General features: G+C 60.4%; 28 protein-coding genes. 9 read left to right on the forward strand and 19 right to left on the reverse strand.

Annotated elements, in window-relative coordinates; genetic code table 11:
* Window positions 1-27: 27 nt before the first annotated feature.
* The 4 genes from phnD to AC0L3P_RS18560 all read right to left on the reverse strand — a co-directional run bounded on the left by phnD (window position 28) and on the right by AC0L3P_RS18560 (window position 2,934).
* The gene (phnD, locus tag AC0L3P_RS18545) at window positions 28-969 is read right to left on the reverse strand and encodes a phosphonate ABC transporter substrate-binding protein (RefSeq protein ID WP_473303722.1); all 942 of its coding nucleotides are present in this window, start codon (window positions 967-969) and stop codon (window positions 28-30) included.
* A gap of 247 nt (window positions 970-1,216) precedes the next feature.
* On the reverse strand, window positions 1,217-1,939 hold the full coding sequence (locus AC0L3P_RS18550) for a cytochrome c biogenesis CcdA family protein (RefSeq protein ID WP_473303724.1): 723 nt from the start codon (window positions 1,937-1,939) through the stop codon (window positions 1,217-1,219).
* A gap of 6 nt (window positions 1,940-1,945) precedes the next feature.
* Window positions 1,946-2,332 carry a thioredoxin family protein gene (locus AC0L3P_RS18555; protein ID WP_473303726.1) on the reverse strand — a complete coding sequence of 129 codons (387 nt, stop codon included), beginning with the start codon at window positions 2,330-2,332 and terminating at the stop codon, window positions 1,946-1,948.
* Window positions 2,329-2,934 (reverse strand): hypothetical protein, encoded by a 606-nt coding sequence (locus tag AC0L3P_RS18560; RefSeq protein ID WP_473303728.1) that lies wholly within the window; start codon window positions 2,932-2,934, stop codon window positions 2,329-2,331. Before AC0L3P_RS18560 ends, AC0L3P_RS18555 begins: the two co-directional genes overlap by 4 nt.
* 70 nt (window positions 2,935-3,004) lie before the next feature.
* Between AC0L3P_RS18560 and AC0L3P_RS18565 the strand changes: the two genes are divergently transcribed.
* On the forward strand, window positions 3,005-3,475 hold the full coding sequence (locus tag AC0L3P_RS18565) for a MerR family transcriptional regulator (protein WP_473303730.1): 471 nt from the start codon (window positions 3,005-3,007) through the stop codon (window positions 3,473-3,475).
* Here AC0L3P_RS18565 and AC0L3P_RS18570 read toward each other — a convergent pair.
* Window positions 3,456-3,776, reverse strand: coding sequence for a YnfA family protein (locus tag AC0L3P_RS18570; protein ID WP_473303732.1), 321 nt, complete (start codon window positions 3,774-3,776; stop codon window positions 3,456-3,458). The genes AC0L3P_RS18565 and AC0L3P_RS18570 overlap by 20 nt on opposite strands.
* A 224-nt stretch (window positions 3,777-4,000) precedes the next feature.
* Between AC0L3P_RS18570 and AC0L3P_RS18575 the strand changes: the two genes are divergently transcribed.
* The 3 genes from AC0L3P_RS18575 (at window position 4,001) to AC0L3P_RS18585 (ending at window position 6,133) form a co-directional block, all read left to right on the forward strand.
* On the forward strand, window positions 4,001-4,327 hold the full coding sequence (locus AC0L3P_RS18575; RefSeq protein WP_473303734.1) for an ArsR/SmtB family transcription factor: 327 nt from the start codon (window positions 4,001-4,003) through the stop codon (window positions 4,325-4,327).
* An 82-nt stretch (window positions 4,328-4,409) separates the two neighbouring features.
* Entirely contained in the window at window positions 4,410-5,606 is a 1,197-nt protein-coding gene (locus AC0L3P_RS18580) for an MFS transporter (RefSeq protein WP_473303736.1), read from the forward strand.
* Window positions 5,603-6,133, forward strand: coding sequence for a hypothetical protein (locus tag AC0L3P_RS18585; RefSeq protein WP_473303738.1), 531 nt, complete (start codon window positions 5,603-5,605; stop codon window positions 6,131-6,133). The genes AC0L3P_RS18580 and AC0L3P_RS18585 overlap by 4 nt, the downstream gene beginning before the upstream one ends.
* Before the next feature lie 13 nt (window positions 6,134-6,146).
* Here the strand turns inward: AC0L3P_RS18585 and AC0L3P_RS18590 are convergent, their stop codons facing one another.
* The 7 genes from AC0L3P_RS18590 to AC0L3P_RS18620 all read right to left on the reverse strand — a co-directional run bounded on the left by AC0L3P_RS18590 (window position 6,147) and on the right by AC0L3P_RS18620 (window position 14,096).
* The gene (locus tag AC0L3P_RS18590) at window positions 6,147-6,356 is read right to left on the reverse strand and encodes a GDCCVxC domain-containing (seleno)protein (protein WP_473303741.1); all 210 of its coding nucleotides are present in this window, start codon (window positions 6,354-6,356) and stop codon (window positions 6,147-6,149) included.
* Between the two features lie 127 nt (window positions 6,357-6,483).
* Entirely contained in the window at window positions 6,484-7,050 is a 567-nt protein-coding gene (locus tag AC0L3P_RS18595; protein ID WP_473303744.1) for a DUF2478 domain-containing protein, read from the reverse strand.
* A 136-nt stretch (window positions 7,051-7,186) separates the two neighbouring features.
* The gene (locus AC0L3P_RS18600; protein WP_473303747.1) at window positions 7,187-9,715 is read right to left on the reverse strand and encodes an arsenate reductase (azurin) large subunit; all 2,529 of its coding nucleotides are present in this window, start codon (window positions 9,713-9,715) and stop codon (window positions 7,187-7,189) included.
* Window positions 9,716-9,726: 11 nt separating this feature from the next.
* A complete protein-coding gene (locus AC0L3P_RS18605; protein ID WP_473303841.1) occupies window positions 9,727-10,248 on the reverse strand; it encodes an arsenate reductase (azurin) small subunit in 522 nt (173 codons plus the stop codon).
* Window positions 10,249-10,427: 179 nt separating this feature from the next.
* Window positions 10,428-11,744: a sigma-54-dependent transcriptional regulator gene (locus tag AC0L3P_RS18610; RefSeq protein WP_473303749.1), complete on the reverse strand. Its 1,317-nt coding sequence runs from the start codon at window positions 11,742-11,744 to the stop codon at window positions 10,428-10,430.
* The gene (locus tag AC0L3P_RS18615; RefSeq protein ID WP_473303751.1) at window positions 11,734-13,185 is read right to left on the reverse strand and encodes a sensor histidine kinase; all 1,452 of its coding nucleotides are present in this window, start codon (window positions 13,183-13,185) and stop codon (window positions 11,734-11,736) included. Before AC0L3P_RS18615 ends, AC0L3P_RS18610 begins: the two co-directional genes overlap by 11 nt.
* Window positions 13,185-14,096 carry a substrate-binding domain-containing protein gene (locus AC0L3P_RS18620; protein WP_473303753.1) on the reverse strand — a complete coding sequence of 304 codons (912 nt, stop codon included), beginning with the start codon at window positions 14,094-14,096 and terminating at the stop codon, window positions 13,185-13,187. The genes AC0L3P_RS18615 and AC0L3P_RS18620 overlap by 1 nt, the downstream gene beginning before the upstream one ends.
* A gap of 223 nt (window positions 14,097-14,319) precedes the next feature.
* Here AC0L3P_RS18620 and AC0L3P_RS18625 point away from each other — a divergent pair, with 223 nt between their 5' ends.
* The 5 genes from AC0L3P_RS18625 to arsJ all read left to right on the forward strand — a co-directional run bounded on the left by AC0L3P_RS18625 (window position 14,320) and on the right by arsJ (window position 19,104).
* Entirely contained in the window at window positions 14,320-14,691 is a 372-nt protein-coding gene (locus AC0L3P_RS18625; protein ID WP_473303756.1) for an ArsR/SmtB family transcription factor, read from the forward strand.
* Window positions 14,688-15,749: an ACR3 family arsenite efflux transporter gene (gene arsB, locus AC0L3P_RS18630; protein WP_473303760.1), complete on the forward strand. Its 1,062-nt coding sequence runs from the start codon at window positions 14,688-14,690 to the stop codon at window positions 15,747-15,749. The genes AC0L3P_RS18625 and arsB overlap by 4 nt, the downstream gene beginning before the upstream one ends.
* 191 nt (window positions 15,750-15,940) lie before the next feature.
* On the forward strand, window positions 15,941-16,816 hold the full coding sequence (locus AC0L3P_RS18635) for an arsenate reductase/protein-tyrosine-phosphatase family protein (protein ID WP_473303763.1): 876 nt from the start codon (window positions 15,941-15,943) through the stop codon (window positions 16,814-16,816).
* Between the two features lie 12 nt (window positions 16,817-16,828).
* Window positions 16,829-17,872, forward strand: coding sequence for an ArsJ-associated glyceraldehyde-3-phosphate dehydrogenase (locus AC0L3P_RS18640; protein ID WP_473303765.1), 1,044 nt, complete (start codon window positions 16,829-16,831; stop codon window positions 17,870-17,872).
* Window positions 17,869-19,104: an organoarsenical effux MFS transporter ArsJ gene (arsJ, locus tag AC0L3P_RS18645; protein ID WP_473303767.1), complete on the forward strand. Its 1,236-nt coding sequence runs from the start codon at window positions 17,869-17,871 to the stop codon at window positions 19,102-19,104. Before AC0L3P_RS18640 ends, arsJ begins: the two co-directional genes overlap by 4 nt.
* A 21-nt stretch (window positions 19,105-19,125) precedes the next feature.
* On the opposite strand, the gene AC0L3P_RS18650 is transcribed toward arsJ, so the two are convergent.
* From AC0L3P_RS18650 to pstC, 7 genes are read right to left on the reverse strand one after another with little or no spacing between them, the layout of a single operon-like run.
* Window positions 19,126-19,314 (reverse strand): hypothetical protein, encoded by a 189-nt coding sequence (locus tag AC0L3P_RS18650; RefSeq protein ID WP_473303769.1) that lies wholly within the window; start codon window positions 19,312-19,314, stop codon window positions 19,126-19,128.
* Window positions 19,311-19,703, reverse strand: a complete 393-nt coding sequence (locus AC0L3P_RS18655; RefSeq protein ID WP_473303771.1) for a winged helix-turn-helix domain-containing protein — start codon at window positions 19,701-19,703, stop codon at window positions 19,311-19,313. The genes AC0L3P_RS18650 and AC0L3P_RS18655 overlap by 4 nt, the downstream gene beginning before the upstream one ends.
* 13 nt (window positions 19,704-19,716) lie before the next feature.
* A complete protein-coding gene (gene phoB / locus AC0L3P_RS18660; protein ID WP_473303773.1) occupies window positions 19,717-20,424 on the reverse strand; it encodes a phosphate regulon transcriptional regulator PhoB in 708 nt (235 codons plus the stop codon).
* 23 nt (window positions 20,425-20,447) lie between these two features.
* Window positions 20,448-21,164: a phosphate signaling complex protein PhoU gene (phoU, locus tag AC0L3P_RS18665; RefSeq protein ID WP_473303775.1), complete on the reverse strand. Its 717-nt coding sequence runs from the start codon at window positions 21,162-21,164 to the stop codon at window positions 20,448-20,450.
* Between the two features lie 11 nt (window positions 21,165-21,175).
* Window positions 21,176-21,997, reverse strand: coding sequence for a phosphate ABC transporter ATP-binding protein PstB (pstB, locus tag AC0L3P_RS18670; RefSeq protein WP_473303777.1), 822 nt, complete (start codon window positions 21,995-21,997; stop codon window positions 21,176-21,178).
* Complete coding sequence (pstA, locus tag AC0L3P_RS18675) at window positions 21,994-22,839, reverse strand: phosphate ABC transporter permease PstA (RefSeq protein WP_473303779.1); 846 nt, start codon at window positions 22,837-22,839, stop codon at window positions 21,994-21,996. Before pstA ends, pstB begins: the two co-directional genes overlap by 4 nt.
* A gap of 4 nt (window positions 22,840-22,843) precedes the next feature.
* Window positions 22,844-23,842 (reverse strand): phosphate ABC transporter permease subunit PstC, encoded by a 999-nt coding sequence (gene pstC, locus AC0L3P_RS18680; protein ID WP_473303782.1) that lies wholly within the window; start codon window positions 23,840-23,842, stop codon window positions 22,844-22,846.
* Window positions 23,843-23,953 lie beyond the last annotated feature (111 nt).

Genomic DNA, 23,953 nt, shown 5'->3' on the forward strand with positions numbered 1-23,953 from the left:
GGCGCATGATCTGGGGAGCTCAGACCTTCAGCTGTCCTTTTTCTTTCGCTGCTGGTCGAGCCACAAATTCATCTTTACCGATTCTTCGTAGTCCTTGGCCGTGACTTCGACGAAGCCGATGTCCTTGCCGTCCGAGAGCTTGTCATACATCGCCTTGTCTTTTGCGGGTGCCTCGATGAAGGCTTTGACGATGGCCTTTTTCAGCTCGTCCGGCATATCGGCGAGGTAGGCAAACGGCGAGCCCGGCAAGAGAGGCGATTTCCAGGCGATGCGGAAGTCGCTCTTCGTCATCGCCGAACCGTCCGGCTTCTTCACCATGCCCTTGTTCAGCATGCGCGTCAGGTTGGAATCGTCCTCGGAATTCCACCAGTTGACGGCTGCATCAACTGTTCCCGACGCCAGAGCCAGCACCGCGTTTTCGTGGCTGCCAGTCGTTTGGGCGAGCTTGAAGTACTTGTCGATCGGAAACCCCTGCTGCGTCAGAAAGAAATTCGGGGCCTTGTAACCGGAGGTCGATTCGACATCGACGTAGCCCAGCGTGGTGCCTTTCAGGTCCTGGATGGACTTGTAGGGACTGTCAGCCCGCACGTACATGACAGAGTAATAGCCAATCGTTCCGTCGCTGTTCTTCGTCGTAGCGAACGGGACCACGTTGCCACTGGAGACGGTATTGGCGCGGGCGTAGGATCCGGGGCCATAATATCCGATATGGATCTGTTTATTCTTCTGGCCCTCAATCACGGCGGTGTAGTCGTTGGCGACCCGGAGCGTGACCTTCACGCCAAGCTCTTTCGACAGGTAGTTCACGAAGGGAGTGTAGCGGTCGAGGGTGCCGGTGGCGTTCTCGGCCGGGACCAAGGCGAGCACCAATTCCGGATATTTATCCTTCCAGGACTGCGCCCAACTGGGGACGGAGAACAGAGTCATCGCCGCTGCGGCGGCAGCAATCAGCTTGCGTCGTGAAGTCATCGTGCCCTCCTACGTCGATCTGTCCGGAGTATTCGACGCGCTGCATGACGAGCAGATGACGGAGACGTGATTGTGGTCGGGTTATCCGCAAGCCCGGCGCCAATCCACGACGCAACTACGCCGTGTACTTATAAATTGAGATTCACTGGCGCGGCTTGCGCGATGTCCTCTTTCCGAGGTTTTGCGGCCTCAAACCGGCACACAGCCTGGCCATGACCGGAGATCAGTTGGGCGACACGGTGCTTCCTCACCAGGAGCCGCCAAGCTCCGTCAGCCAAGTCGGCAAAACCTGTAATAGCAATGCTTCCACGGTTTTATCTAGGCCGCTCAGGATGAGCGCAGCCGTTGTGACCAGCGTAACGCCCAGCACGAGCTTGCCTGACTTCCCCATGGACAGCATTTTTCCGCGCGATCGCAGGAGCGCTTCGCGGGAGGCGAGGCCCAGCGCCAGCAGTGGTAAGGACGTCCCCAATGCGAACGCCAACATGGTCAGCGTGACCTGAGGCAAGTCTCGTCCTTGTGCGGCCAACACCGAGGCCGCTCCGAGCGTTGGACCGACACAGGGACTCCAGATCGCGCCGAGCATGAGCCCTAAGCCGAACTGTCCCGCCAAGCCTTGCCTGTTGCTGCCATCGAAACGGCCCACGATCCAATTACCGACAGGCGCGGAGGCAAGCGTCAGCCGGCTTTGCAAGGTCGGAACGACTAATACGATGCCGGCGGCCAAGAGCAAGGAGGCCGCCGTCGTTCGGAACACCTCCGCGCCGAAGCCGAGCGAGAACCCGACCGTGGCGACGAACAAACCCAGAGCAAGGAAGGAAATGGCGAGTCCCGCGACGAGTGCCGCGGGACCGAACCTGTGTTCTGACACCGCAGTCCCGAGCACGATGGGCAGCAACGGCAGAACGCAGGGGGAAAAAATCGAGATCAGGCCGGCAACGAATGCTAAGCCAACTGATGCAACTTCCATTGACTATCACAGAGCCTTCTTGAAAACATCCTCAATAGCCTCGCGCCGCGTGATGCCGACGGCGCGTCCGGTCTCCGCCTTGTTCTTGTAGACGACCAGCGTGCTTTGCTTCTGCACATTGAGAGAGCGGAGGGCCTCCTTCTGGCTGTCGAAATCGACGTCGAAGATCATGAGGTTGGCGTATTCCGGTTGCTGTGCGAGCGCGGCGACAATCGGCTTCTGGGCCTTACATTCGCCGCACCACGGCGCCGTCACGTGCACAAGAATAGGCTTACCTGCATTTCGAGCTGCCTCGAATGCCTTCTGCTCGTAGGCGAAGCGATCCGCCGCAAGCGCATCGATCGCGCAGGACAGAAGCAAGGCGGCGGCGACAACGAAACGACGGGTCTTCACAGGGCAGTCTCCTTTTCAGGTGAGGAATGGTAGGTATCAGCGAGTTCTGGCGCGAAATGACCGAACAGATGGTCGGCGGCATCTCGCGCCTCTCCTGGAGCGGTGATGACGACTTTGATGCTGGCGTCGTCCTCCTTGACGTCGAAGTGCAAGAAGGGGCAGCACGTTTGTTCGTTGCGAACAACCGATCGGACTTCGCTCGCTGCCGATCGGTCGTAGGTCAGCTTGAGACGCAAGTCGTCACGTTGAGCGAATCGGAGGAATCGAGCGGCCAATTCCCGGATCTGCATCGCACGTTGTTGATATTCACTGGCCGACAACGTGCATGCGATAGCCGCAGCTGCTTTTTGAGCCGGTTGCTGGTGATCGGAAGAGACCGAGCAACCACAGCCGCCAGTGCCACCAACGGCGGCCAAAGGAAGCGGGCGTAGGCAGCGCCACAGGACTATTGCAAGGCCGATCGCAGCGATGGACGCCAACCATTGGGCGCCAGCGACAAGGAGCGTCGATCCGGATCTTGAGAGGAGAGTGAGGGCGAGCGGCGCCGCGCAACCTGCAGCGCAGGCACCTCCCACCGCCAATGTTGGCAAAAGCTTCTTCACGCCGCAGCTCCTCCGTTAGGCTTGTCAGAAGCCTACCACCTCAAGTAACTTGAGGTTCAAGGAGGAAAACATGCCTGATCACAACAAGATGACAATTGGCGCGTTGGCGACTGCGACCGGCTGCAACGTACCGACGATCCGTTATTACGAAGAGATCGGTCTGTTGCCCGAGGCGAGCCGCCGAGGCAGTCATCGCGTCTATGGCGACGCCGACTTGCGGAGGCTGACGTTTATCCGCCGATGCCGCGCCTTCGGCTTCTCTATCGAGCAGGCTCGCGAACTGCTGTCGCTGTCGGTGTCCGCCGATCTCGATTGTACGGGCGCGCGTAACCTCGCGGCGCAACATCTCGACGAAGTTCGTCGCAAGCTCAGGGAGCTGCGCGCACTCGAGCAGAGTCTCAAGTCATTTGTGGATGCGTGTGACACGCAGTGTGCCGGAGGGCCCGCAAACGCTTGCGTGATTATGGAAGATCTCGCAACCCCTACGTCGCAGTGTTGCGCTCCTGCCGCTTCAAGAGCAGCTAACGCGGCCCGGCGATGACGACGGTTGCTCCCAGCAAACAGATGGCGGCGCCAATTGCGTCCCATCGATCGGGGAGAAGACCTTCGACCGCCCACAACCATGCGATCGAAGCTACAATGTAAACTCCACCATAGGCGGCATAAGCTCGTCCTGCAGCGTCGCTTTCGACCAGCGTTAGAAACCAGGCGAATAAAACCAGCGATGCCACGCCGGGGATCAACCACCACGCCGACTTTTCGAGGCGCAGCCAGGCCCAGAAGGCAAAGCATCCAGAGATTTCAGCGGTTGCGGCGCCGACGTATGCAGCAAGCGTTTTCATCTACTTCCTTGTGCGCTTCCAGACGAACTGAGGCAACTGCTAAGGGGTCAACACGCGCAAAAGCTCAACGTGAGCAAAATTCAATCCGCTATCCCCCATTGAAACGCACGTCAATGAGGCGTGCTGCCACTTCAGCCGATCGGCCTATTCCAGATCCCAAATAACACGACAAAACTAGTATTATGGTTGTTTCTGGTCAGGCGTTGCGGTAGATATGAGGGATCATGAACCGCAAGCTTGCTGCACGGTGCCTGGCCGAACTGGGCAATTTGACCAGGCTGGATATTTATCGGCTTCTGGTTCGGGCGGGGCCGCCCGGGCTCAACATCACTGATATCCAAGTCCATCTCGACATACCGGCCTCTACGCTCGCCTTCCATCTGCGCGGACTGGTAAACGCAGGTCTCGTCACGCAGGAAAAGATCGGGCGCACGGTGACTTGCCGCGCTCAATACAATCGTATGGACGAGGTCATCGAGTTCTTGCGCGAGCATTGCTGCGAGGGATTTGAGAGCGATTTGCGGGTGCCGGCGACGCGCCGAGCGGGGTGATCACGTGCGGACGGTGAGCCCCCGAAGTTCGGCTCTCCACTATGGCTGGATCATATTGGGCGCCGGCACTTTCGGCTCGTTCATGACCCTGCCAGGCCAGACGGCAGGCGTCTCGGTTTTCTTCGATCCGATCACTGCCGATCTTGGCATCTCGCGCACTTCGGCCTCCATGGCCTATGCCGCTGGTACGCTTGCAGGGATTCTGCCGGCACCTGTGATCGGCCGCTGGATTGACCGACGTGGGCCGCGCGTGACAGCGACCATTATCGCCGGTGGCCTCGCCCTCGCCTGCGCTTTCATGTCGGCAGTTCAATCCGCAATGATGCTGCTCGTCGGCTTCGCCTTGTTGCGTGGCGCTGCGATTGGCGGACTGAGCCTCGTCAGTCAGCAAGTCGTCAATTTGTGGTTTGTGCGGCGGCGCGGGATTGCCGCCGCAGCAGCCAGTCTCGGCCTCGCGGCCGGTTCCATGAGCTTCCCGAAGCTAATAGATGCGCTCATCTCGCTGTACGGCTGGCGTGGTGCCTATCTCGCCCTTGCCGCACTTGTTGGACTTACCATTCTGCCTGTTGCTGCCGCGCTGTTTCGCGACCGGCCGGAAAAGTTCGGCCTCACCACGGACGCTGGGTTGCCCCCTGTCGCTAAGGATCCGTGCGAGGAGCCTTCGTTTACGCGTGGTCAAGCGCTGCGTACAGGCGTGTTCTGGCTGCTTTGCGCGGCTGGCTTTCTGACCAATGCCATAGGCACCGCGCTGTTGCTCAATCACTTCTCGATCATGCAAACGGCCGGGATCGCACACAGCGACGCACTGCTACTGCTATCGCTTCTTGCCGTCGTTCAGGCTGTTGCCACGCTCGGCACCGGATTTCTGGTGGATCGCTACGAACCTCGGCACCTGGTTCCACTTGCGATGTTGATGCTTGCTCTGGCGTCGGCTCTTCCCGCGTTTGGCAGCGGAATCGCCGTCAGCACACTCTACGCGCTTAGCCTGGGCGGTGCATATGGCTCGCAACAAGCCATCAACGCCGCCGGCTACGCGCATTATTTCGGGCGCGACCATCTTGGCGCGATCAGGGGGGCTTCGTTCGTCTTCGGTATTGCCGGCGCCGCATTTGGGCCGCTGCCGTTTGCAGCGAGTGCCGACTGGACAGGAAGCTATGCTGTCGTCCTGCTCGGCTGCTGCGGGCTTTGCCTTGCGTGTGGCGCCGGGGCCTTCTCCGTCAAGCGACCATCCCCGCCGGCGAAGCCGATGAACAATTGCAAGAGCGAGCGATCGCCATGACAGGTGGAGAAACGACTACCGTTGCGGGCATCGAAATTCCCTCGACCGATCCGGTATTTCTGACGGTGGTCCTTGGGGTACATATCCCCCTAGGCCTCGCGTGTGTTGCGATCGGTGCAATCGCGATGCTGAGTCCAAAGCGACGCGGCCGCCATTCCAACTTCGGCACAGCTTATTTCTGGTGTCTGCTGGCGCTCAGCGCGTCCGCGACGTGCCTGTCGCTGATGCGCTGGGACGAGAATTATCACCTGTTTATTCTCGGAGCGTTATCGTTTGGTTGCGCTTGGTTCGGGCGTTCGGCGCTACGGCATCGCTGGGACGATTGGGTGAGGCTGCACATCACCGGGATGGGGATATCTTACGTTTTGCTTCTAATCGCCTTTTACGTGGACAACGGAAAACAGTTGCCCGTTTGGAAAAACCTTCCTCACTTCACCTATTGGCTGTTGCCTCTTGCCGTCGGCATTCTGCTCATCGTACGCGCGTTGGCGTGGCATCCCTTGGCACGACAAAACAGGGTGCCGTAAGAAGAGCAAACGGTTAGCTGCAGCAATCGCTTTTACCATCTGCTTGGATCGGCGGACACGGCACGGAACCGTAAGAACAAAACACGCAGCAGTCGCCAGCCAACGGCTTCAGCCGAGTGCCGCAACCTTTGCAGTCGTAGAAGAACTGGCAGGCGTCCATCGGCATGGTTTCAACCGATTGACGGCCGCACTGAGGGCAGGTCAGCGTAGATTCCAACTGCATTAGCGGTGTGTCCGGATCATTTTGAGCAACGGAGGTTCGAGACGAACCCAGCTCAGCGCCTGCAAGTTCCGCGCCTGAGCGAGCCTCGCGGCTCGAGCGTTATCCTAAAAGTTCGACCGGACGGTCTCTAAGCAGTGCATGCCGCCTCCTTGAATTCATTCCGCCGCGCGCCTGCATGCGAGTGGGCACAAAACCAGCTCAGCACCGCATCGACCGAGGGCGCCAGGTCAACCGCCAGGCCGCCATGAAACGCAGCCCAGCGCTCAAGATAAGGTTCACGCACCGCCGTCAGCAGCGGAACGCCCGCACAAACTGCGCCGGTGAACGAAGCGAGCAAGCCGCCTCCGGCTGCCTCCGCCCGGCCAAAGCGACTTATCACAATGAGGCCCACACGGTCTTCGATGGCCTCGTCGATGCAATGAGAAAGAGCGACCAACCCCTGCTCATCAAGCTTGCAGCCGCGGGCCTCCTTGCCTCGATTTTGCGTAATCCGGGCCCTTTGATCCGAGCGAAGATCGACAATTTGGAGCGTTGCGCAAGACGCCGCTCCCTTGAACTCGGCCTCCTGGATCAGTCCACCGATCGTGTTCCCCTGCTCCCGCAGGCGAGCAATCGCCTCCAGCAGAATGTCGCTCACGTCAAAGTTCTTCTCGTACCGAACCGCCGCAAGTTTCGGAACCACAACAGCAGACATCGCCACCTCCACGGAACGCCACATTTTCTACAGTTTACACCGGGCCCAGCGACGGAAAGGTTCGCAGCTATCGAGCAGGCGAACGCGCTCAGACGTAAGGGGCCGGACAGCGAAACTGCCCGGCTCCCAGCGTTTCTCACGCTTTGTAATGTTGCGACTTGAACGACAACTTCTTGGTGGTCTCCGGCGCCGAGGCAATCTTGCGAATGTCGGCCCAGGTTTGCTTGTAGTTGGGAATGATCAGTTCATTCACGCCGGCATTGATGACGTTGCCCTGGACACCGGTCGGAAACGCAAACAGCATGAACGTCTGTTTGGGCTTTGCCGACGCTGTTGGCTGGACCATCGCCTGGGTCGATCCGGCATCGTTGTAGACCTCGACAAGATCGCCTTCGCCGACGCCCAGTTCTTTCATATCGGCCGGGTTCATCTCGATGAAGGGATAGGGCATGCGGTCCATGACGAAGTCGTTCTGTACGTCCATAAAGGCGCTTTGCCAGATCGCGTTGGTCCGGCCGTTGTTGACCAGGAACTTGTATTTCGCCTTCTGCTCGGCCTTGCCGGCCGCCTGAAGGCCGCGCCAAGGCGTCGCCATGAAGAACGCCTTGCCGTCCTTTGTCGAGAACTTGCCATCAGTGTAGAGCCGCTTGGTGCCCTTGATCTGATTGTCGACAAAGCCCGTGGCCGGCTCCTGGAAGCCGTTGGTGCCCATAGCGCGAAGACGCGCGTAGGTGACATGCTCACCACCCTTTTCATGTTGGTGATAGCCGTCGTTAAACGCGTCCTCTTCGGTCTTCCAGTCGAAGCTCTTGAACTTGTCCGCATAGGTCGCGTTGCCCTGCTCGCGCAGAACACGTTCCATCGTATTTGCGAGCCGAGCTGCAATCATACAGTCCGGAATCGCATTCCCGGGGGGGTCCATATAGCGTTCAGTCAGCCGCATGCGGCGCTCGCCGTTCATAGACGTCAGGTTCATTTCGCCTGAGATCGCCGCCGGCAGCCAGACGTGCGACGCCTGGCCGATCTGCGTCGGTACGATGTCGACATCGACCGAGAACAAACCGCCCTGCCGGATCGCTCCCATGATCGCGTCGACCATCGCCTTGCGGTCGCCCCACGGCACGGTGCTCATGGCATCCTTCACCATGTCCGTACGCCGCTTGTAGACTTGCTTGAACTTGAACGCGTTCAGAGTGGTCTTGTAGTGGTCGCAGGCCCAAATGTGATGAATTCCGCCCCGTCCTTCGATGAGCAGCTTGTCAACGTAGGCCGCGGGCCGCCCGACATGCGCATCGGATGGACGCGAATAGCCTTCCTGGTGCCCGCCAAGCCGCACCACGCCGCCGCCGGGCCGGCCGATATTGCCGGTCGCAAGCGCCAGGTTCACGATTGCGCCGTTGGTGCGATAGTTGTCGTTGCCCCAGATGATGCCCTTTTCGTAACCGAGCATCGTGCGCCGGCGTTTCCCACCTGCTTTTGGTTCCGCGATCCATTGTGCGGCTTTGACGATATCCTCGGCCCGAAGACCGGTGATCTTGACGGCTTCATCGATCGAAGTCCGGTTCGCCGCGAGAGCTGTAGCAAAATCGGTGAGTGGCTGATCGGTCGGCGTTCCGCCCGGCCGCGAAGTCAGGTTGGCAGCTTGTCCACCGGGCAAGGTGCTCGCCGCGATGAAATCCTTATCGATCCAACCCTTGTCGACGATGTATGTGAGCAGCGCATTGAACAGCACGAGATCGGTGCCGGATTCCAGCGCGAGGTGCAGCACGCGGCCCTTGCCGGCTTCGGCTTCGCATGCCGCGATCGTCGCGGTTCGCCGAGGATCGACGATAATGATCCGGCTCGGTTCAACGGGCTCGCCGGGGAATTCGGCCTTTCGCTTGTCGGTCGTGCTGCCGCGTAAATTCGGAATCCAGTGGTTCAGGAAGTAGTTGGTCTGGGTCTCCAACGGATTGGTGCCGATCGCGACAATGGTGTCGGCCAGCTCGGCGTCCTCGTAGCAATTGTTCAACTCGCCGACGCCCATGTCGCGCGTCGCGTGGACTTCAGAGTTATAGGCGGGCCTGTTGTGAATGCGGACATTCTTGATCTTCATGGCCCCGAAATAGAGCTTTCCGGTACCCCAGGTATTCTCGTAGCCGCCGGCCGATCCGCCGTGGTCGAACATCGATACGAACAGACCGTCTTCACCCTGCTCGGCTATCACGGCGGAGGTCACGCGTGCCACCAGGTCGAGCGCGTCATCCCAACTGGTCGGCTGCATGGAGCCGTAGCGCCAAACCATCGGATCCGTGAGCCGCTGCAACTGCGTGTTGCGCTGCTGCGAGGTGTGGTTTTCAGCCATGCGTGCGCCTCGGATCGATCCGAGACCGGAATTCACGACACAGTTGACGTCGGGCTTAATGACGAGATGGACATCCTGCCCGTCCTGCTTGACGATGTTGTACATCGACGGCGCGTACCAGGCCGCAGTCTCAGCAGGCTGTTGCTTGGAGAGATCCACGCCGAACTTGTTCGATTTCGCGTCGTAGCCGCCCTGCTTGTTGATCGGCCACGTGTAAGCCTTGTAGCCACATCCAACGATGCAGTAGTGGCAGGTAACGTTTTGCTCCTTGGCATCAGCGGGGATGATCGGGAGGCGGTCCGTCTGGCGCTTATAAGTCATTGATCACTCCCTCACAGAACGTTCGAAAGCCGGCCGTAGAGAAGCTCATCGACGCCCTCGGCGTAGATGTCTCCCTTGCCGTCGATGCGCAGAGCGTATTGTGCGAGGTTCTGGGTCGCATGCCCCCAGATCTGCTGCCCGCCTTTCTCGACATCGTAGCGGCCATAGTGGCCCGGGCAGCTCAAGCTCCTGTCGTTCTTGGAATAGGAGAGCGGAAAACCCTTGTGCGGGCAGACGGTCGAAAAACCAACGATATCGCCATCCGGACCAACCCCGCCGGCGACCCGGGCTCCGAGCTTGATGAGCACACCGGGTGCATCCCCGTCCGGGTACGCTATGTCAAACGGCTCGTTCGGCTTGAGCTGAGAGATGTTCGCCAAGCGATTGGATGGATAAGCCACCCGGGCAGAAGACGGCGCGGCCTGTGCGGGCGTTGCCATGGTGCCCGCAGCCACGACGCCGGCCGCGGCAACGGTCGCGCCACTCAGAAACCGACGTCTACCGACGTCGACCATCAGATCGCATTTTTTCATGAGCTCCTCCCGGTGATGCACGGAATCGTTGTTCGATTCACGCACCTTGAGTTTCAAGATCCGGGCCAGAGGAGTTGGTGAGCTAAGCTATTGAATCATATGGTTGCAGCGCATCAAACCGTCCGCGCCTTCGAACATGCGAGACTTGCGACGTTCAGTTATCCGAACGCGGGAGGTTCTCAGACGATATTGATTTCAAAACGGCGCATGCGCTCCCAAAGTGTCGTCCGTGAAACGCCGAGCAATTTCGCGGCTTCGTTGATTTGGCCGCGGGTCTCCTTGAGCGCCCGGTCGATCTCTTGACGCTCTGCTGCATCTCGCGCTGCAGCGAGAGAGCGACCGGCGGCGGGGATCGCACTTTGTTTGGCCAACTCCGGAAACAGGTCAGCCGCCATTAGCCACGGCCCGACGGCAAGGGTGATGGCGCGATCCAACCGATTGCGCAATTCGCGGACGTTGCCGGGCCACGAATGATTTAGGGCAGCGGCTTCCGCACCGCTGCTGACGCCACGCAGATCCGGACCTGCGGAAGGCGCCAGTTCGGCGAAGAAGCGGTTCATCAGCAACTGAATATCTTCCGGCCGATCCCGCAGAGGCGGAATGCCGATGTTAACGACGTTGATCCTGTAATAGAGATCCTCGCGAAAGCGACCGGCGGCCACTTCTGCCGTTAGGTCACGATGCGTGGCGCAAACGACGCGGGCGCGGAAAGGAACGACGGCCTCGCCGCCCAAACGATAAAAGCGACGTTCATCGAGCAATCGCAGCAGCTTCGCTTGCAGCTGTAATGGCAGCTCGGCCACCTCGTCCAAAAACAGCGTTCCAGTCTGAGCGCGCTCCGCGTAGCCAAGGTGACGCGCATTGGCGCCAGTGAACGCCCCCTTTTCGTGACCGAACACCTCGCTCTCGAGAAGACTGTCAGGAATTGCGGCGCAGTTCACGGCGATAAAGGGTTGCGAAGCGGATACCGAGATGCTGTGCAGATGCCGCGCGCAGACTTCCTTGCCGGAGCCCGTCTCGCCAACGAACAGAATGGGGCTATTGCGGCTGGCTACACGGCTCAAAAGACCCTCGATGGACTTCATTCCGCTCGAGACGCCCAACACGCCGTCATTAAGTGTCGGCCGTCGGCTGATTAGCGCGCGCGCCCGCGAGATGAGGTCACCAAGCTCGAACGGCTTCGTGACGTAGTCGCCGGCTCCCGCGCGGATCAGGGCGACAGCGTGGTCGATCTGTCCATAGGCTGTCATGAAAAGGAAGGGAGGTGCGGAAGCGTCGCTGGCGATCTTCCGAAAAATGTCCTCGCCTGACATATCGGGAAGTCGGATATCGCAAATCACCAGGTCAGGCGCGGTTCGTCGAAGCCCGGCCAAGGCCTCGCTCCCGGTCCGCCACCATTCCACGCGACAACCTTCCAGCTCGAGATACTGATTTAAGGATTCTCCCATGATGGGATCGTCCTCGATGACGGCAATTGAGACGGCTTCAGGCAACATGACGCTCCTCCCCGGCAATATCGGGAATCGTAATAGCTATTGTCGTGCCTTCTTCTCCGGTGCGCTCGACCCGTATGGCGCCGCCGACTTCGAACACCAAGCGACGAACGATCCATAGCCCGAGACCGGTATCACCGGGACGCGGCGAGGCTCCTAACTCATGGGCCTCCAGGTACGATGTTCGATCGGCATCCAAGCCGCTACCCTGGTCGGCGACCCTGAATACCAGCCCGGCCTCAGTTTTCTCGGCTTCAAATGTGATCGCATCACCCGGAGAACTCGCCTGACACGCATTGAGCAGCAGGTTGAGGACCGCCTGCCTGATCGAGTTGGCGCTCACCGGCATTTCCGCGCCAATGCTGTTCTTCCAGGACAGTGCGAGACCGCGGCGTTCAAGCTCTGGCGCTATCAGAAGGCGCAAATCGTCGATATCGGTCGGCTTGAGAGGGCGAAGGGTCGCATCGGCTCGATATGTGACCAGGGCCGATCGCACCACGTCTCGAATACCCGCCAGCCCTCGTTCGAGCAAAGACAACGCACGTTCGCGCGCCATCGTCTGCGAGCCAAACCGCTTAAGTGTCTCGATCGCGTTAAAGAGACCACCCAAGGGATTGTTGATCTCATGCGCCATCGCCGAGGCCAGCCGTCCCAGGCTTGAGAGACGCTGTTCTTCGGCTATGCGGGCTGCCATCGCCTCGCGGTCGTTCCAGGACTGAACCATCACGTTGTAGTGCCGAAACAAGCGCCCGAATTCTGCGTTCTCGGGACCAAGATCCGGTTCGGCAATTGGAAGCAGTTCACCGGAGACGCCTCGCCTAAAATGCCTAGTCAGCAGCTGGACTGGCCTCAGCATCCTGCGGACCAGCAGGAAGCCTACCGCGGCAACCAGGGCCGTGATCGCAAGATTTGTCCCGACCAGAGTCCAAAAGACGGTGCGCCTTTCCCTGAACCGCTCTTCGACGTCGAAATTTGCATAGATCACCCCGATCAACCGGCCTTGATCGGTCAACAGGCGCCGCACACCCGCACGTTCGGCTTCCTCGTCGAGCCAATGATCGGCACGGTCAAAACCTGCAAGCACCGACGACGGCGCTGGCCTGAAAGACGGGACCGCGCGAGGATCGTAGGACGCCAACACCATTCCGTTGGCGTCGGTCACCACCGTTCCGACGATCTTCAAGCCATGATAAAGTGAGCGCGCCCGATCCAAATTATCGAACGTTTCCCAGGCGTCACCGCGCAGGACGGTTGGAATGACCGAGGATGACAGGCCGTCGAGATAGGCTGAGGTGAGTTCCTGGAAGTGACGGGCTTGGGTCTCAGCCAGGCGCTTGAGCACCTGATCTGTCAAGACAACGCCGATCGCAATCATCAAGGAGGCCACCAATATCGGCACTTTGACGACGATCGGCCAGCTCGACGGCCGTCCAAAACTGAACATTACCCGAGACCCCGCACGTAGTTCATTTTTGCGGCAATTGCGTCAAACAGGGCCGCAGGGGGTCGCATAAAGCCGTCGAGGTGAAGCATCGCCAGTGCGCGGCGCGCCTCAGGATCGGATGACATGCCCACGAAGGCGGCGGAGAGCGTGTCGACCGGAAGATCGCTTGGCCGGTTCTTTCCGCAGGCGATTGGAGGAAACCCCAACCACTCTGATTTTCGCAGAACGCGGGTCCCCTTGGTCAACTCAGGTTCGACGGCGCTCAAGACTTCCCAGACATAGCCATCGACCGATCCGCTATTCGCGAGCCCCGAGGCTACAGCTCGCACCACGTTGCGATGACCGTAGGTGAAGAAGTGATGCCGGAAGAATTCTTCAGGCTTGGTGTGCAAGTCCGCCAAAACGGCTCGCGTAACCAGAAAACCAGAGTTGCTGTCCGGATCCGAAAACGCGTGGACGTCGCCCTTGAGCTGTTCAAACGAATCGACCGAACGGTCTGCGCTGACGATGACGTAGGACTGATAAAGAGGTCGTCCGTTCCACAGTGGCACCGCTACGAGTTCGAGCTGATCGCGGAATTGAACGTAAGGATAGCCGCAAATCCAGGCCGCATCGATCTGCCCATTGACTAGCAGAAGGGTGATCTCCTGGTAGGTACGGCGGGTGACGATCTCAACCTCGCGGGCCCAGACGCGCTCAAGGTATGAGCGTAACGTCGCTAGGAGCTCGAGATCCGACGTGAGGAGGACCGGTGTCAGTCCGATCTGTACGGGACGCTGAGACGCACCAAACGCTCTCGCAGCAATTGGCGAGCTAAGCGTTGCACCGGCCAGCCCCGTCAGGACTGCGCGCCGATTGACCACATGGTTCCCACCCCCGAACTGAGCGAGCGGTTCACAACGCAAGCCCATGGCGACAGCCTCCTCCGAGTACGTCGCTTGTTTGGCACGAAGGTATCGGATGGGCATGGAGCCGGCAAATGAATAGTCATCGATACGACCAGCCGGCGCCTACGGGCTGGTCGCCTAGACGGTTGGACGCACGTGGGCGACGAGCGACGCGTTTCGGTGACCTTGAAGATGCCACGGATCCAGTCCGCTTGACCCATCGCGATATTTCGATATATCTGGATAAATGAAAAATACCGACGCCATTGAGGCGCTATCTGCGCTGGCACAGGCTACACGCCTGGAAGCGTTTCGTCTGTTGGTGCGGGCTCAACCGGACGGGATCGGGGCCGGCGAGCTCGCGCGTCTTGTTGACGTGCCGCAGAATACGCTTTCCGCCCATCTCTCCATCATGTCCCGGGCCGGCCTCGTCGTTGGCGAGCGCAGTAGCCGGAACATCGTCTACCGGGCCAACGTCGAAGCGCTGCAGGATCTCGTACTGTTCTTGGTTCAGGACTGCTGTGGCGGCCGGCCCGAAGTATGCGCGCCGCTCGTGAAGAGCCTGGAATCGGCAAAGCCGGCGAAGGCAAAGGCGGCATCGCGAGGAGCTGCGAAATGAGCGTTTTCGAACGTTACCTCTCGGTGTGGGTTGCGCTTTGCATCGTCGTTGGCGTTGCCCTTGGGCACGCAATGCCGGGCCTCTTTGCGCAAATTGCCGCCGCCGAAGTCGCGAATGTCAATCTCCCGGTTGCGATATTGATCTGGTTGATGATCATTCCCATGCTGCTCAAGATCGACTTCGGAGCGCTCGGTCAGGTGAAGGAGCATTGGCGCGGTATTGGCGTGACGCTCTTCATAAACTGGGCCGTCAAGCCTTTCTCGATGGCGCTGCTCGGAACCTTTTTCATCGGGCATCTGTTCGCGCCGCTGCTTCCGGCCACACAAATTCCGTCCTACATCGCGGGGCTTATCCTACTCGCTGCCGCACCTTGCACGGCCATGGTTTTCGTCTGGTCCAATCTGTGCGATGGCGAGCCGCATTACACGCTGAGCCAGGTCGCACTCAACGACGTCTTGATGATCTTTCTGTTTGCGCCGCTGGTCGGCTTGTTGCTGGGCGTCGCTTCCATTTCAGTGCCCTGGGCAACCCTGCTTCTATCGGTTGCCCTCTATATCGTTGTGCCCGTCATTGTCTCGCAGGTGTGGCGACGCTACCTGACGGCGCTCGGAAGCGACGTGTTCAACGCGGCGATGCGCCGCCTGCAACCGGTCTCCCTGGTCGCTCTGCTCGTAACGCTCGTGCTTCTGTTTGCCTTCCAGGGTGAACAGATCCTGGCACAGCCGACCGTGATTGCGATCCTGGCCGTACCGATCCTGATCCAAGTCTACTTCAATGCCGGCTTGGCCTATTGGCTGAGTCGTCGGTTCGGCGTCGCTTGGTGCGTGGCGGCTCCTGCCGCCCTGATCGGAGCGAGCAACTTCTTCGAGCTTGCTGTGGCGGCCGCGATCAGCCTCTTCGGTCTGAATTCGGGTGCCGCGCTCGCCACCGTCGTCGGCGTTCTGGTCGAGGTCCCCGTCATGCTGTCGGTGGTCAAGATCGTCAAAAGAACGCGCGGCTGGTACGAAGCAGGCCCCCTTGCCCGTGCGAGCAGAGTGCCGAAGCGGGCAGCTGATTAAGGTACGTCACCGAGCGGACCGCAATGCATCCGGGCTTGACCGTATGACCGCTCGCGCTATTATGTCCGAATGTCTGGACAGATCGATAATTCCGGGCTTTTGCTCGAAATTGCCTGAGTATTCCCGCGTTCTCCGCCGTCATAAAAATGTCGACGACTTTGGACATAAGAAGCGAAAGAGGAATTGGCTTCATGAAACGACCCGTGGCGAGCACGAAGGCCATCGATGGATTCGGAGCGCTCGCCCAGACGACCCGCCTCACGGCCATCCGGCATCTTCTGACGGCGCATCCCGATACGTTGCCGGCGGGTGAAATTGCGCGGCGCTGCCGTGTCCCGCACAACACGATGTCGACCCATCTTGGCATACTGATGCGCGCCGGTCTGGTAGACGTCGAGAAGCACGGTCGGGCGATGAACTACCGCGCCAATGTCAGAGGCTTCCAAGGCCTCATGACGTTTCTCGCGCGCGACTGCTGCAACGGCCGCCCCGAGCTCTGCGGTTTCGATTCTGCTTCATCATCCGACGAACCCGATGAGGATGACATGCCGACCGATTCGATGATGCCAGCCTTCAATGTGCTCTTTCTCTGCACGCAGAATTCGGCACGCTCGATCATGGCCGAAGCGCTTTTGGAGAAGCTCGGCAGAGGTCGCTTTCGCGCCTATTCCGCCGGCTCCGAGCCCGCCCGCCACCCGATGCCCGAGGTGGTCGAACGGCTCAAGGTCCTTGGACACGATATTTCGCAGCTGAGGTGCAAGTCCTGGAATGAGTTCAAAGGGCCGGATGCACCGCGAATGGATTTCATTATCGCGCTCTGCGACGTCCCTCAGGGACAATTCTGCCCCGACCTTGGCGGCCAGTTCGTCACGGCGGCGTGGCCCCTGCCCGATCCTGCCCAGTTCAAGGGTTCTGCGACCGAGCGAACGACGCTGCTCAACGAGCTCTATGCAATGATCCGGCGGCGCATTGAGATCTTCACGAGTCTTCCCTTCCCATCGCTGGACCGCATTGCGCTCAAGGCCAGGCTCGACGAGATCGGCGATACGACGCGCGTGACTCCCTAAAGGATAGAAGTGATGAGAATTGGCATTAACGGCATGGGTCGTATCGGGCGGCTGGCGTTGCGCGCGGGCCTTGGCGGCATCTTCCGGCCGGAGAGTGACCCTCGCGGCCTCAACCGCCTTGACGTCGTGCATGTCAATGAGCTCAAGGGAGGCATTGAGGCTTCCGCTCACCTGCTGGAATTCGACAGCGTTCACGGCCGCTGGAACACGTCAATCGGCGTTGACAGTGGCAAGGCTATCACCATCGCGAACAAGACAATTGGTTTTAGCGATGCAGCCTCGCCCGGCGACGTTGCCTGGGGAGATCTCGGCTGCGATGTCGTACTCGAATGCACCGGCAAATTCCTCAAGCAGGAGCAATTGCAGGCTTATTTCGACCGCGGCGTGAAGCGCGTCATCGTAGCGGCGCCCGTCAAGGATGGCAGCGCGCTGAACATCGTGGTTGGTGTCAACGACGCCCTATACGACCCATCTAGGCACAAATTGCTGACCGCGGCCTCCTGCACGACCAACTGCCTTGCTCCGGTGGTGAAGGTCATTCACGAGTCGATCGGGATACGGCACGGCCAGATCACGACGATTCACGATCCGACCAACACGAATGTCGTCGTCGATGCGCCGCACAAGGATCTGCGTCGCGCCCGATCGGCGATGCTGTCATTGCAGCCGACAACGACCGGCAGCGCGAGCGCGATTGCTCTGATTTACCCGGAACTGAAGGGCAAGCTGAACGGTCACGCCGTGCGTGCGCCCGTGCTCAATGCCAGCCTGACAGACTGCGTCTTCGAAGTCGCGCGGAAAGTCACCGCCGAAGAAGTCAACGGTCTTTTCAAGGCCGCTGCCGAAGGAGAGCTCGCCGGCATTCTCGGTTTCGAGACTCGGCCATTGGTGTCCGTCGACTTCAACAACGATCCGCGGAGCGCGATCGTCGATGCCGGCAGCACGATGGTGACGGACGACACGCTGCTCAAGATTTACGCCTGGTACGACAATGAAGTTGGCTACTCCTGCCGGATGGTGGATCTCGCCAATATTGTCAGGGAGCGCGGACTATGACCTCGATGGCTCGCAACTATCTGATCGTGACGGCCTCCTACTGGGGCTTCACCCTGACGGACGGCGCCTTGCGCATGCTGGTGCTGTTTCACTTCTTCCGCTTGGGTTATACGCCGTTCACACTGGCATTCTTGTTCTTGCTCTACGAAGCTGCCGGTATCGCCGCCAATCTCGCCGGCGGCTATTTCGCCTCTCGCTTTGGCATTCCCCGCATGCTGGCAACGGGACAACTCTTGCAGATTGCCGGTCTGGTGATGCTGTCTCAGCTGAATCCCGGATGGGGCGCGGCCCTGTCGGTCGCCTGGGTCGTGCTCGCGCAGGGTGTTGCCGGTGTCGCTAAGGACGTGACCAAGACCGCATCTAAGTCCGCGATCAAGGCCACCTCGGCAGAAGGCAGCGGTCAGCTCTTCAAATGGGTCGCCTGGTTCACTGGCTCGAAGAATGCCATGAAGGGCTTCGGCTTCTTCCTCGGTGGCCTGCTCCTCGATCTGATCGGGTTTGCTCCGGCGCTTTGGCTGATGGCGACACTGATCGCCGTGATCTTCATTGCGGGTCTACTGCTGCTGCCGCGTCAGCTCGGCAAGGCCAAGTCGTCCAAGACAATGCGCGAGCTGTTCGGCAAGTCGCGCGGCGTGAACTTGTTGGCGGCAGCCCGCATCTTCATGTTTGGCGCGCGAGACGTTTGGTTCGTAGTTGGTTTGCCGGTGTTTCTCTATGCGTTTGGCTGGAAGTTTTTGCAGGTGGGCGGCTTTCTCGCCGCCTGGACGGTTGTTTATGGCGGCATCCAAGCCGTAGCCCCCTCGCTGGTCAGCCGCAGTGTAGATGGCCTCAGTCGCGAGGTGCCGGCGGCTCGCATTTGGGCTGTTCTTTTGGCCGCTGTGCCGATCGCCCTCGCCTTGCTGATGCGCATTCCCGGCCTGCCGCATCCCGATCTGGTGCTCGTGACTGGCCTCGCCCTGTTCGGCGTACCTTTCGCGGTTAACTCCTCGTTGCACTCCTATCTCATCCTCGCTTATGCAGGATCCGAAAAGGCGGCCGAGGATGTTGGCTTCTACTATGCGGCCAATGCGGTTGGCCGGCTGCTTGGGATCATGCTCTCGGGTCTGCTCTATCAGCTGGATGGTATCGAAGGCTGCCTGATCGGTTCGGCCGCGATGCTGATCCTTTGCTGGATCATTACGCTTGTGTTGCCCACTGCTCAGGAGCGCGTTGGCCTTCAGACGGTGAGCTAGACTGGAAGAGCGGCGGCTGCTTCAATCCGAGAACAGGCCCGAAAACTTCGAGACATAAATCGCGGTAGCGAGCAGGCCTGCGGCCATGCCACACTGATCGCGAAATCGCGCCGAGGAAATGGATTGTCGTCGAACACCCGAATAGACGGTCCAGGCCAACGCCAGAATAGCACTTGCAATCATCACGCTGAACTTCGCAGCGGGGCTCACGATCGTTCCTGAACGTCGGAAGAGCCGAGCTCGGTTGGACGGCGGCGGCGTTGAGGCGGCTGGAAAGAATATCCTAGACTCCGAACCGTTCGGATCGGCCCTTCGCTTTTTCGGCCTCCGATCGCGCGCCGCAGCTTTGCGATCTCCACATCGACCGTAGCCTCCTCGATCGTCGATTCGGCACCCCAGACAAGCTCTTTGAGCATTCTGCGAGAAATCGGCTCGCCAGGATGCTGCATGAAAACCTCCAACAGACGGAATTGCCGCAGCGAAAGTCGTAGGGGCTTGTCACCTCGCCATACCCGGATGGTGTCCCTGTCGAGGAGAAACTCACCGACCACGGTCAGATGGGAGTGTCCTGCTTGTGTCCTGTCCGTGAATTCATCCATGGCGCCGCTGTGATCAGTTTTGCTCCGCCTTCGCGAAGCGGTCATCCAATGCATATCCCGCTCCGCGGACGGTGCGGATCGGGTCCTGATCGCGGCCGAGATTGAGCAGCTTGCGCAGGCGGCCGATGTGCACGTCGACCGTACGCTCGTCGATATAGATGTCGCGGCCCCAAACGCTGTCGAGCAGCTGCTCGCGGGAGAACACTCGGCCCGGATGCTCCAGGAAGAACTCCAGCAGGCGGTATTCAGTCGGTCCGAGATCGATCGGCCGGCCCGAGCGCGCGACGCGGCGCTTGTCGCGATCGAGCTCGATATCGCCAAAGGCGAGCACGGTGGCGAGCCGCTCCGGGCTCGCGCGCCGCAGCAGGCCCTTCACGCGCGCCAGCAGCTCCGGCACCGAGAACGGCTTGACGATGTAATCGTCGGCACCGGTCGCAAGACCCCGCACCCGCTCGCTCTCCTCGCCGCGCGCGGTGAGCAAGATGATCGGGAGCTGCTTGGTCTCGGTCCGGGTGCGAAGCCGCCGGCACAATTCGATGCCTGACAGGCCCGGCAGCATCCAGTCGAGCACGATCAGATCGGGGATGTGCTCCTTGAGACGGGTGTCGGCGTCGTCGCCGCGCATCACCGTCTCGACGTCATAGCCGTCGCCCTCGAGGTTGTAGCGAAGCAGCTCGGTGAGAGCTTCCTCGTCTTCAACCACCATAATGCGTGCGCCCATGGGCTCGTTGCTCCCTAGAGTCTTCAGGTATTCGGGACTGTCGTGGCGAAGGTCGTCATGTCGCCCTTCGGCCGCTTGTCGGTGATGGCCTGACCTTCGATCATGTAGAACACGGTCTCGGCGACGTTGGTGGCGTGGTCGCCGATCCGCTCGATGTTCTTGGCGCAGAACATCAAATGGATGCAGAACGAGATGTTGCGCGGATCTTCCATCATGTAGGTCAGGAGCTCGCGGAACAGCGAGGTGCAGATGGCGTCGACCTCCTCGTCGCCCTTCCACACCGCCATCGCCGCCGGCAGATCATGCGCGGCATAGGCGTCCAGCACCGACTTGACCTGCTGCTGCACAAGGTCGGTCATGTGCTCGAGGCCGCGGAACAGCTTGAGCGGATGGAAGTCCGTCTCCAGCGCCGCGACGCGCTTGCCCATGTTCTTGGCGAGGTCGCCGATGCGCTCGAGATCGGTCGCGACGCGCATGGCGCCGACGATTTCGCGCAAATCCACCGCCATCGGCTGGCGGCGCGCGATGGTGAGCACGGCGCGCTCCTCGATCTTCTTCTGCAGCGCGTCGAGCTCGGTGTCGATGGCAACGACGCGCTGACCGAGCGGGACGTCGCGGCGGATCAGCGCGTCGACGGAATCGACGATCATGCGCTCGGCGATGCCACCCATCTCCGCGACCAGCCGGGTGAGCTCCTGGAGGTCGGTGTCGAAGGCCTTTGCGGTATGTTCGGAAGCCATGTGCTGTCTCCTCAGCCGAACCGACCGGTGATGTAATCCTGCGTGCGCCGGTCGGTCGGCGACGTGAAGATCTTGCTGGTGTCGTCGAACTCGATCAGCTCGCCGAGATACATGAAGGCGGTTTTGTCGGAGACGCGGGCCGCCTGCTGCATGTTGTGGGTGACGATCGCGATCGTGTAATCCTCGGACAGCTCCTGGATCAGCTCCTCGACCTTGGCGGTCGAGATCGGATCGAGCGCCGAGCAGGGCTCGTCGCACAGGATCACCTCGGGCCGCACCGCGACGGTGCGGGCGATGCAGAGGCGCTGCTGCTGGCCGCCGGAGAGCGACAGGCCCGACGCGTTGAGCTTGTCCTTGACCTCGTTCCACAAAGCGCCGCCGCGCAGCGCCTTCTCGACGCGGCCGTCCATCTCGGACTTCGAGATCTTCTCATAAAGACGGATGCCGAACGCGATGTTCTCGTAGATCGTCATCGGGAACGGCGTCGGCTTCTGGAACACCATGCCGACGCGGGCGCGCAGCAGATTGAGGTCCAGCCTGGGGTCGAGAATGTTGGTCTGATCGAGCATGAGCTGACCGGTGGCGCGCTGGCCGGGATAGAGGTCGTACATCCGGTTGAAGATGCGCAGCAGGGTCGACTTGCCGCAGCCCGACGGACCGATGAACGCCGTGACGCGGTTGGCGCCGAGCGTCAGGTTGATGTTCTTCAGCGCGTGGTGCTCGCCGTAATAGAAATTCAGGTTGCGTACGGTCACCTTGGGCGGCGCCTCCGGCAGCACCGGCGCGTGGGGCAGCCCACCGGCCGCGCTCATCGATACGGAAAGATCACTCATTTTGCGGTCCTCTCGGCGCCAAGGATGCGCGCGCCAATATTAAGGGCAAGAACGGTCAGGGTGATGAGCAACGCGCCGCTCCACGCCAACTCTTTCCAGTAGGCGTAGGGGCTCTGCACGAAGTTGTTGATGGTTACCGGCAGGTTCGCCATCGTCTTGTTCAGGCTCAGGCTGAAGAACTGGTTCGACAGCGCGGTGAACAGCAGCGGTGCGGTCTCTCCGGCGACGCGGGCGGTGGCGAGCAGCACGCCGGTGATGAGGCCGGAGCGCGCGGCACGATAGGCGATGCGCTTGATCACCAGCGAACGCGGCAGGCCGAGTGCAGAGGCCGCCTCACGCAGCGGATTTGGTACCAGCAGCAGCATGTCCTCGGTCGTACGCAGCACCACCGGGATGACGATGACGGCAAGCGCGAGGCACCCCGCCAAGGCCGAAAAGCCGCCCATAGGTACGACGATGGCGCCGTAGATGAACAGGCCGATGATGATCGAGGGCGCGGACAAGAGAATGTCGTTGATGAAGCGGATCACCGAGGTCAGCTTGTCGTTGCGACCGTACTCGGCAAGATAGGTGCCGGCGAACAGGCCGAGCGGCGCGCCAACGCCAACGCCAATGACGGTCATAATAACGGAACCCACGATCGCATTGCGCAGCCCGCCGCTCGTTGAGCCAGGCGGAGGCGTGTCAGCGGCAAAGATCTGAAAGCTCAAACCCGCGACGCCGTTGTAAAACAACGTGAAAAGGATAAGCGCGAGCCACGTTACACCAAACAGAGTGGCACCAAAGCAGAGAACGCGAATTACAATGTCAGTCCGGCGGCGGCGCGAATAGATCGGGTTCATGACGCTAGTTCCCCGCCTTCTTTTCCAGCCGCATCAGCATCAGCCGCGCCGCGGCGAGCACGAAGAAGGTCAGCACGAACAGCAGCAGGCCGAGCAGGATCAGGCCGGACTGGTGCAGGCCGTCGCTTTCGGCGAATTCGGATGCGATCGCCGCCGAGATCGTGGTGCCCGGGGCGAAGATCGAGCCAGAGATGCGGAACGAGTTGCCTATGATGAAGGTCACCGCCATGGTCTCGCCGAGCGCGCGGCCGAGCGCCAGCATGATGCCGCCGATGACGCCGACGCGGGTATATGGGATGACCACGCTGCGGACGACTTCCCAGGTGGTGCAGCCGACGCCGTAGGCCGCCTCCTTGAGGACCGGCGGCACTGTCTTGAACACGTCGACCGAGATCGAGGTGATGAAGGGCAGCACCATGATGGCGAGGATCAGCGCGGCGTTGAATAGGCTGAGATAGGACGGCGGACCTGCGAAGATCGTACCCAGCACGGGGACGCCGTCGAAGATCTTGATCATGAAAGGCTGGACGGTATTGGCCAGGAACGGGCCTAGCACGAAGAAGCCCCACATGCCGTAGATGATCGAGGGGATGCCGGCGAGCAGCTCGATCGCCATGCCGATCGGGCGGCGCAGCCATTGCGGGCAGAGCTCGGTGAGGAAGATCGCAATGCCGAGACCGACGGGAATGGCGATCAGCATCGCGATGAAGGAGGTGACGAGCGTGCCATACACTGGACCGACTGCCCCGAGCACAGGCGGATCCGCAGACGGCGCCCAACGCTGGGTCCAGAGGAAGGCAAAGCCATATTCCTTCATCGCAGGCCACGCGCCAATGATCAGCGAGACGATGATACCGCCGAGAATGAGCAATACGGAAATCGCTGCGAGGCGGGTAATCCAGTAGAAGGTGACATCACCGAGTTTGAAGGCGCTTAGCGCCTTCGCGCGATCGTATGGACCCGCAGCTTCGGCCATGCTGCTCGAGTCGCTTTGAACGGCCATATCTGCCACGCTAATCCCCTATCACGTCCGAACTTGCCGATAAGCGGCGAGCGAGCAGTTCGCTCGAGAAGCCACTCTTAATGAAGGCAATGGCGCACACGCCTCGAATAC

The organism is Bradyrhizobium sp. WSM4874 (genome assembly GCF_055811835.1).

Bases quoted from the DNA above. Each gene is read 5' to 3' on its own strand.
- AC0L3P_RS18580 (WP_473303736.1), top strand. From the start codon at position 4,410: ATGACCCTGCCAGGCCAGACGGCAGGCGTCTCGGTTTTCTTCGATCCG.
- phoB (WP_473303773.1), bottom strand. From the start codon at position 20,424: ATGGGCGCACGCATTATGGTGGTTGAAGACGAGGAAGCTCTCACCGAG.
- AC0L3P_RS18600 (WP_473303747.1), bottom strand. From the start codon at position 9,715: ATGACTTATAAGCGCCAGACGGACCGCCTCCCGATCATCCCCGCTGAT.
- phoU (WP_473303775.1), bottom strand. From the start codon at position 21,164: ATGGCTTCCGAACATACCGCAAAGGCCTTCGACACCGACCTCCAGGAG.
- arsB (WP_473303760.1), top strand. From the start codon at position 14,688: ATGAGCGTTTTCGAACGTTACCTCTCGGTGTGGGTTGCGCTTTGCATC.
- arsJ (WP_473303767.1), top strand. From the start codon at position 17,869: ATGACCTCGATGGCTCGCAACTATCTGATCGTGACGGCCTCCTACTGG.
- AC0L3P_RS18585 (WP_473303738.1), top strand. From the start codon at position 5,603: ATGACAGGTGGAGAAACGACTACCGTTGCGGGCATCGAAATTCCCTCG.
- AC0L3P_RS18565 (WP_473303730.1), top strand. From the start codon at position 3,005: ATGCCTGATCACAACAAGATGACAATTGGCGCGTTGGCGACTGCGACC.
- pstA (WP_473303779.1), bottom strand. From the start codon at position 22,839: ATGAACCCGATCTATTCGCGCCGCCGCCGGACTGACATTGTAATTCGC.
- AC0L3P_RS18595 (WP_473303744.1), bottom strand. From the start codon at position 7,050: ATGTCTGCTGTTGTGGTTCCGAAACTTGCGGCGGTTCGGTACGAGAAG.
- AC0L3P_RS18610 (WP_473303749.1), bottom strand. From the start codon at position 11,744: ATGTTGCCTGAAGCCGTCTCAATTGCCGTCATCGAGGACGATCCCATC.
- AC0L3P_RS18575 (WP_473303734.1), top strand. From the start codon at position 4,001: ATGAACCGCAAGCTTGCTGCACGGTGCCTGGCCGAACTGGGCAATTTG.
- pstB (WP_473303777.1), bottom strand. From the start codon at position 21,997: ATGAGTGATCTTTCCGTATCGATGAGCGCGGCCGGTGGGCTGCCCCAC.
- pstC (WP_473303782.1), bottom strand. From the start codon at position 23,842: ATGGCCGTTCAAAGCGACTCGAGCAGCATGGCCGAAGCTGCGGGTCCA.
- AC0L3P_RS18625 (WP_473303756.1), top strand. From the start codon at position 14,320: ATGAAAAATACCGACGCCATTGAGGCGCTATCTGCGCTGGCACAGGCT.
- AC0L3P_RS18640 (WP_473303765.1), top strand. From the start codon at position 16,829: ATGAGAATTGGCATTAACGGCATGGGTCGTATCGGGCGGCTGGCGTTG.
- AC0L3P_RS18570 (WP_473303732.1), bottom strand. From the start codon at position 3,776: ATGAAAACGCTTGCTGCATACGTCGGCGCCGCAACCGCTGAAATCTCT.
- AC0L3P_RS18620 (WP_473303753.1), bottom strand. From the start codon at position 14,096: ATGGGCTTGCGTTGTGAACCGCTCGCTCAGTTCGGGGGTGGGAACCAT.
- AC0L3P_RS18615 (WP_473303751.1), bottom strand. From the start codon at position 13,185: ATGTTCAGTTTTGGACGGCCGTCGAGCTGGCCGATCGTCGTCAAAGTG.
- phnD (WP_473303722.1), bottom strand. From the start codon at position 969: ATGACTTCACGACGCAAGCTGATTGCTGCCGCCGCAGCGGCGATGACT.
- AC0L3P_RS18635 (WP_473303763.1), top strand. From the start codon at position 15,941: ATGAAACGACCCGTGGCGAGCACGAAGGCCATCGATGGATTCGGAGCG.
- AC0L3P_RS18550 (WP_473303724.1), bottom strand. From the start codon at position 1,939: ATGGAAGTTGCATCAGTTGGCTTAGCATTCGTTGCCGGCCTGATCTCG.
- AC0L3P_RS18605 (WP_473303841.1), bottom strand. From the start codon at position 10,248: ATGAAAAAATGCGATCTGATGGTCGACGTCGGTAGACGTCGGTTTCTG.
- AC0L3P_RS18655 (WP_473303771.1), bottom strand. From the start codon at position 19,703: ATGGATGAATTCACGGACAGGACACAAGCAGGACACTCCCATCTGACC.
- AC0L3P_RS18590 (WP_473303741.1), bottom strand. From the start codon at position 6,356: ATGCAGTTGGAATCTACGCTGACCTGCCCTCAGTGCGGCCGTCAATCG.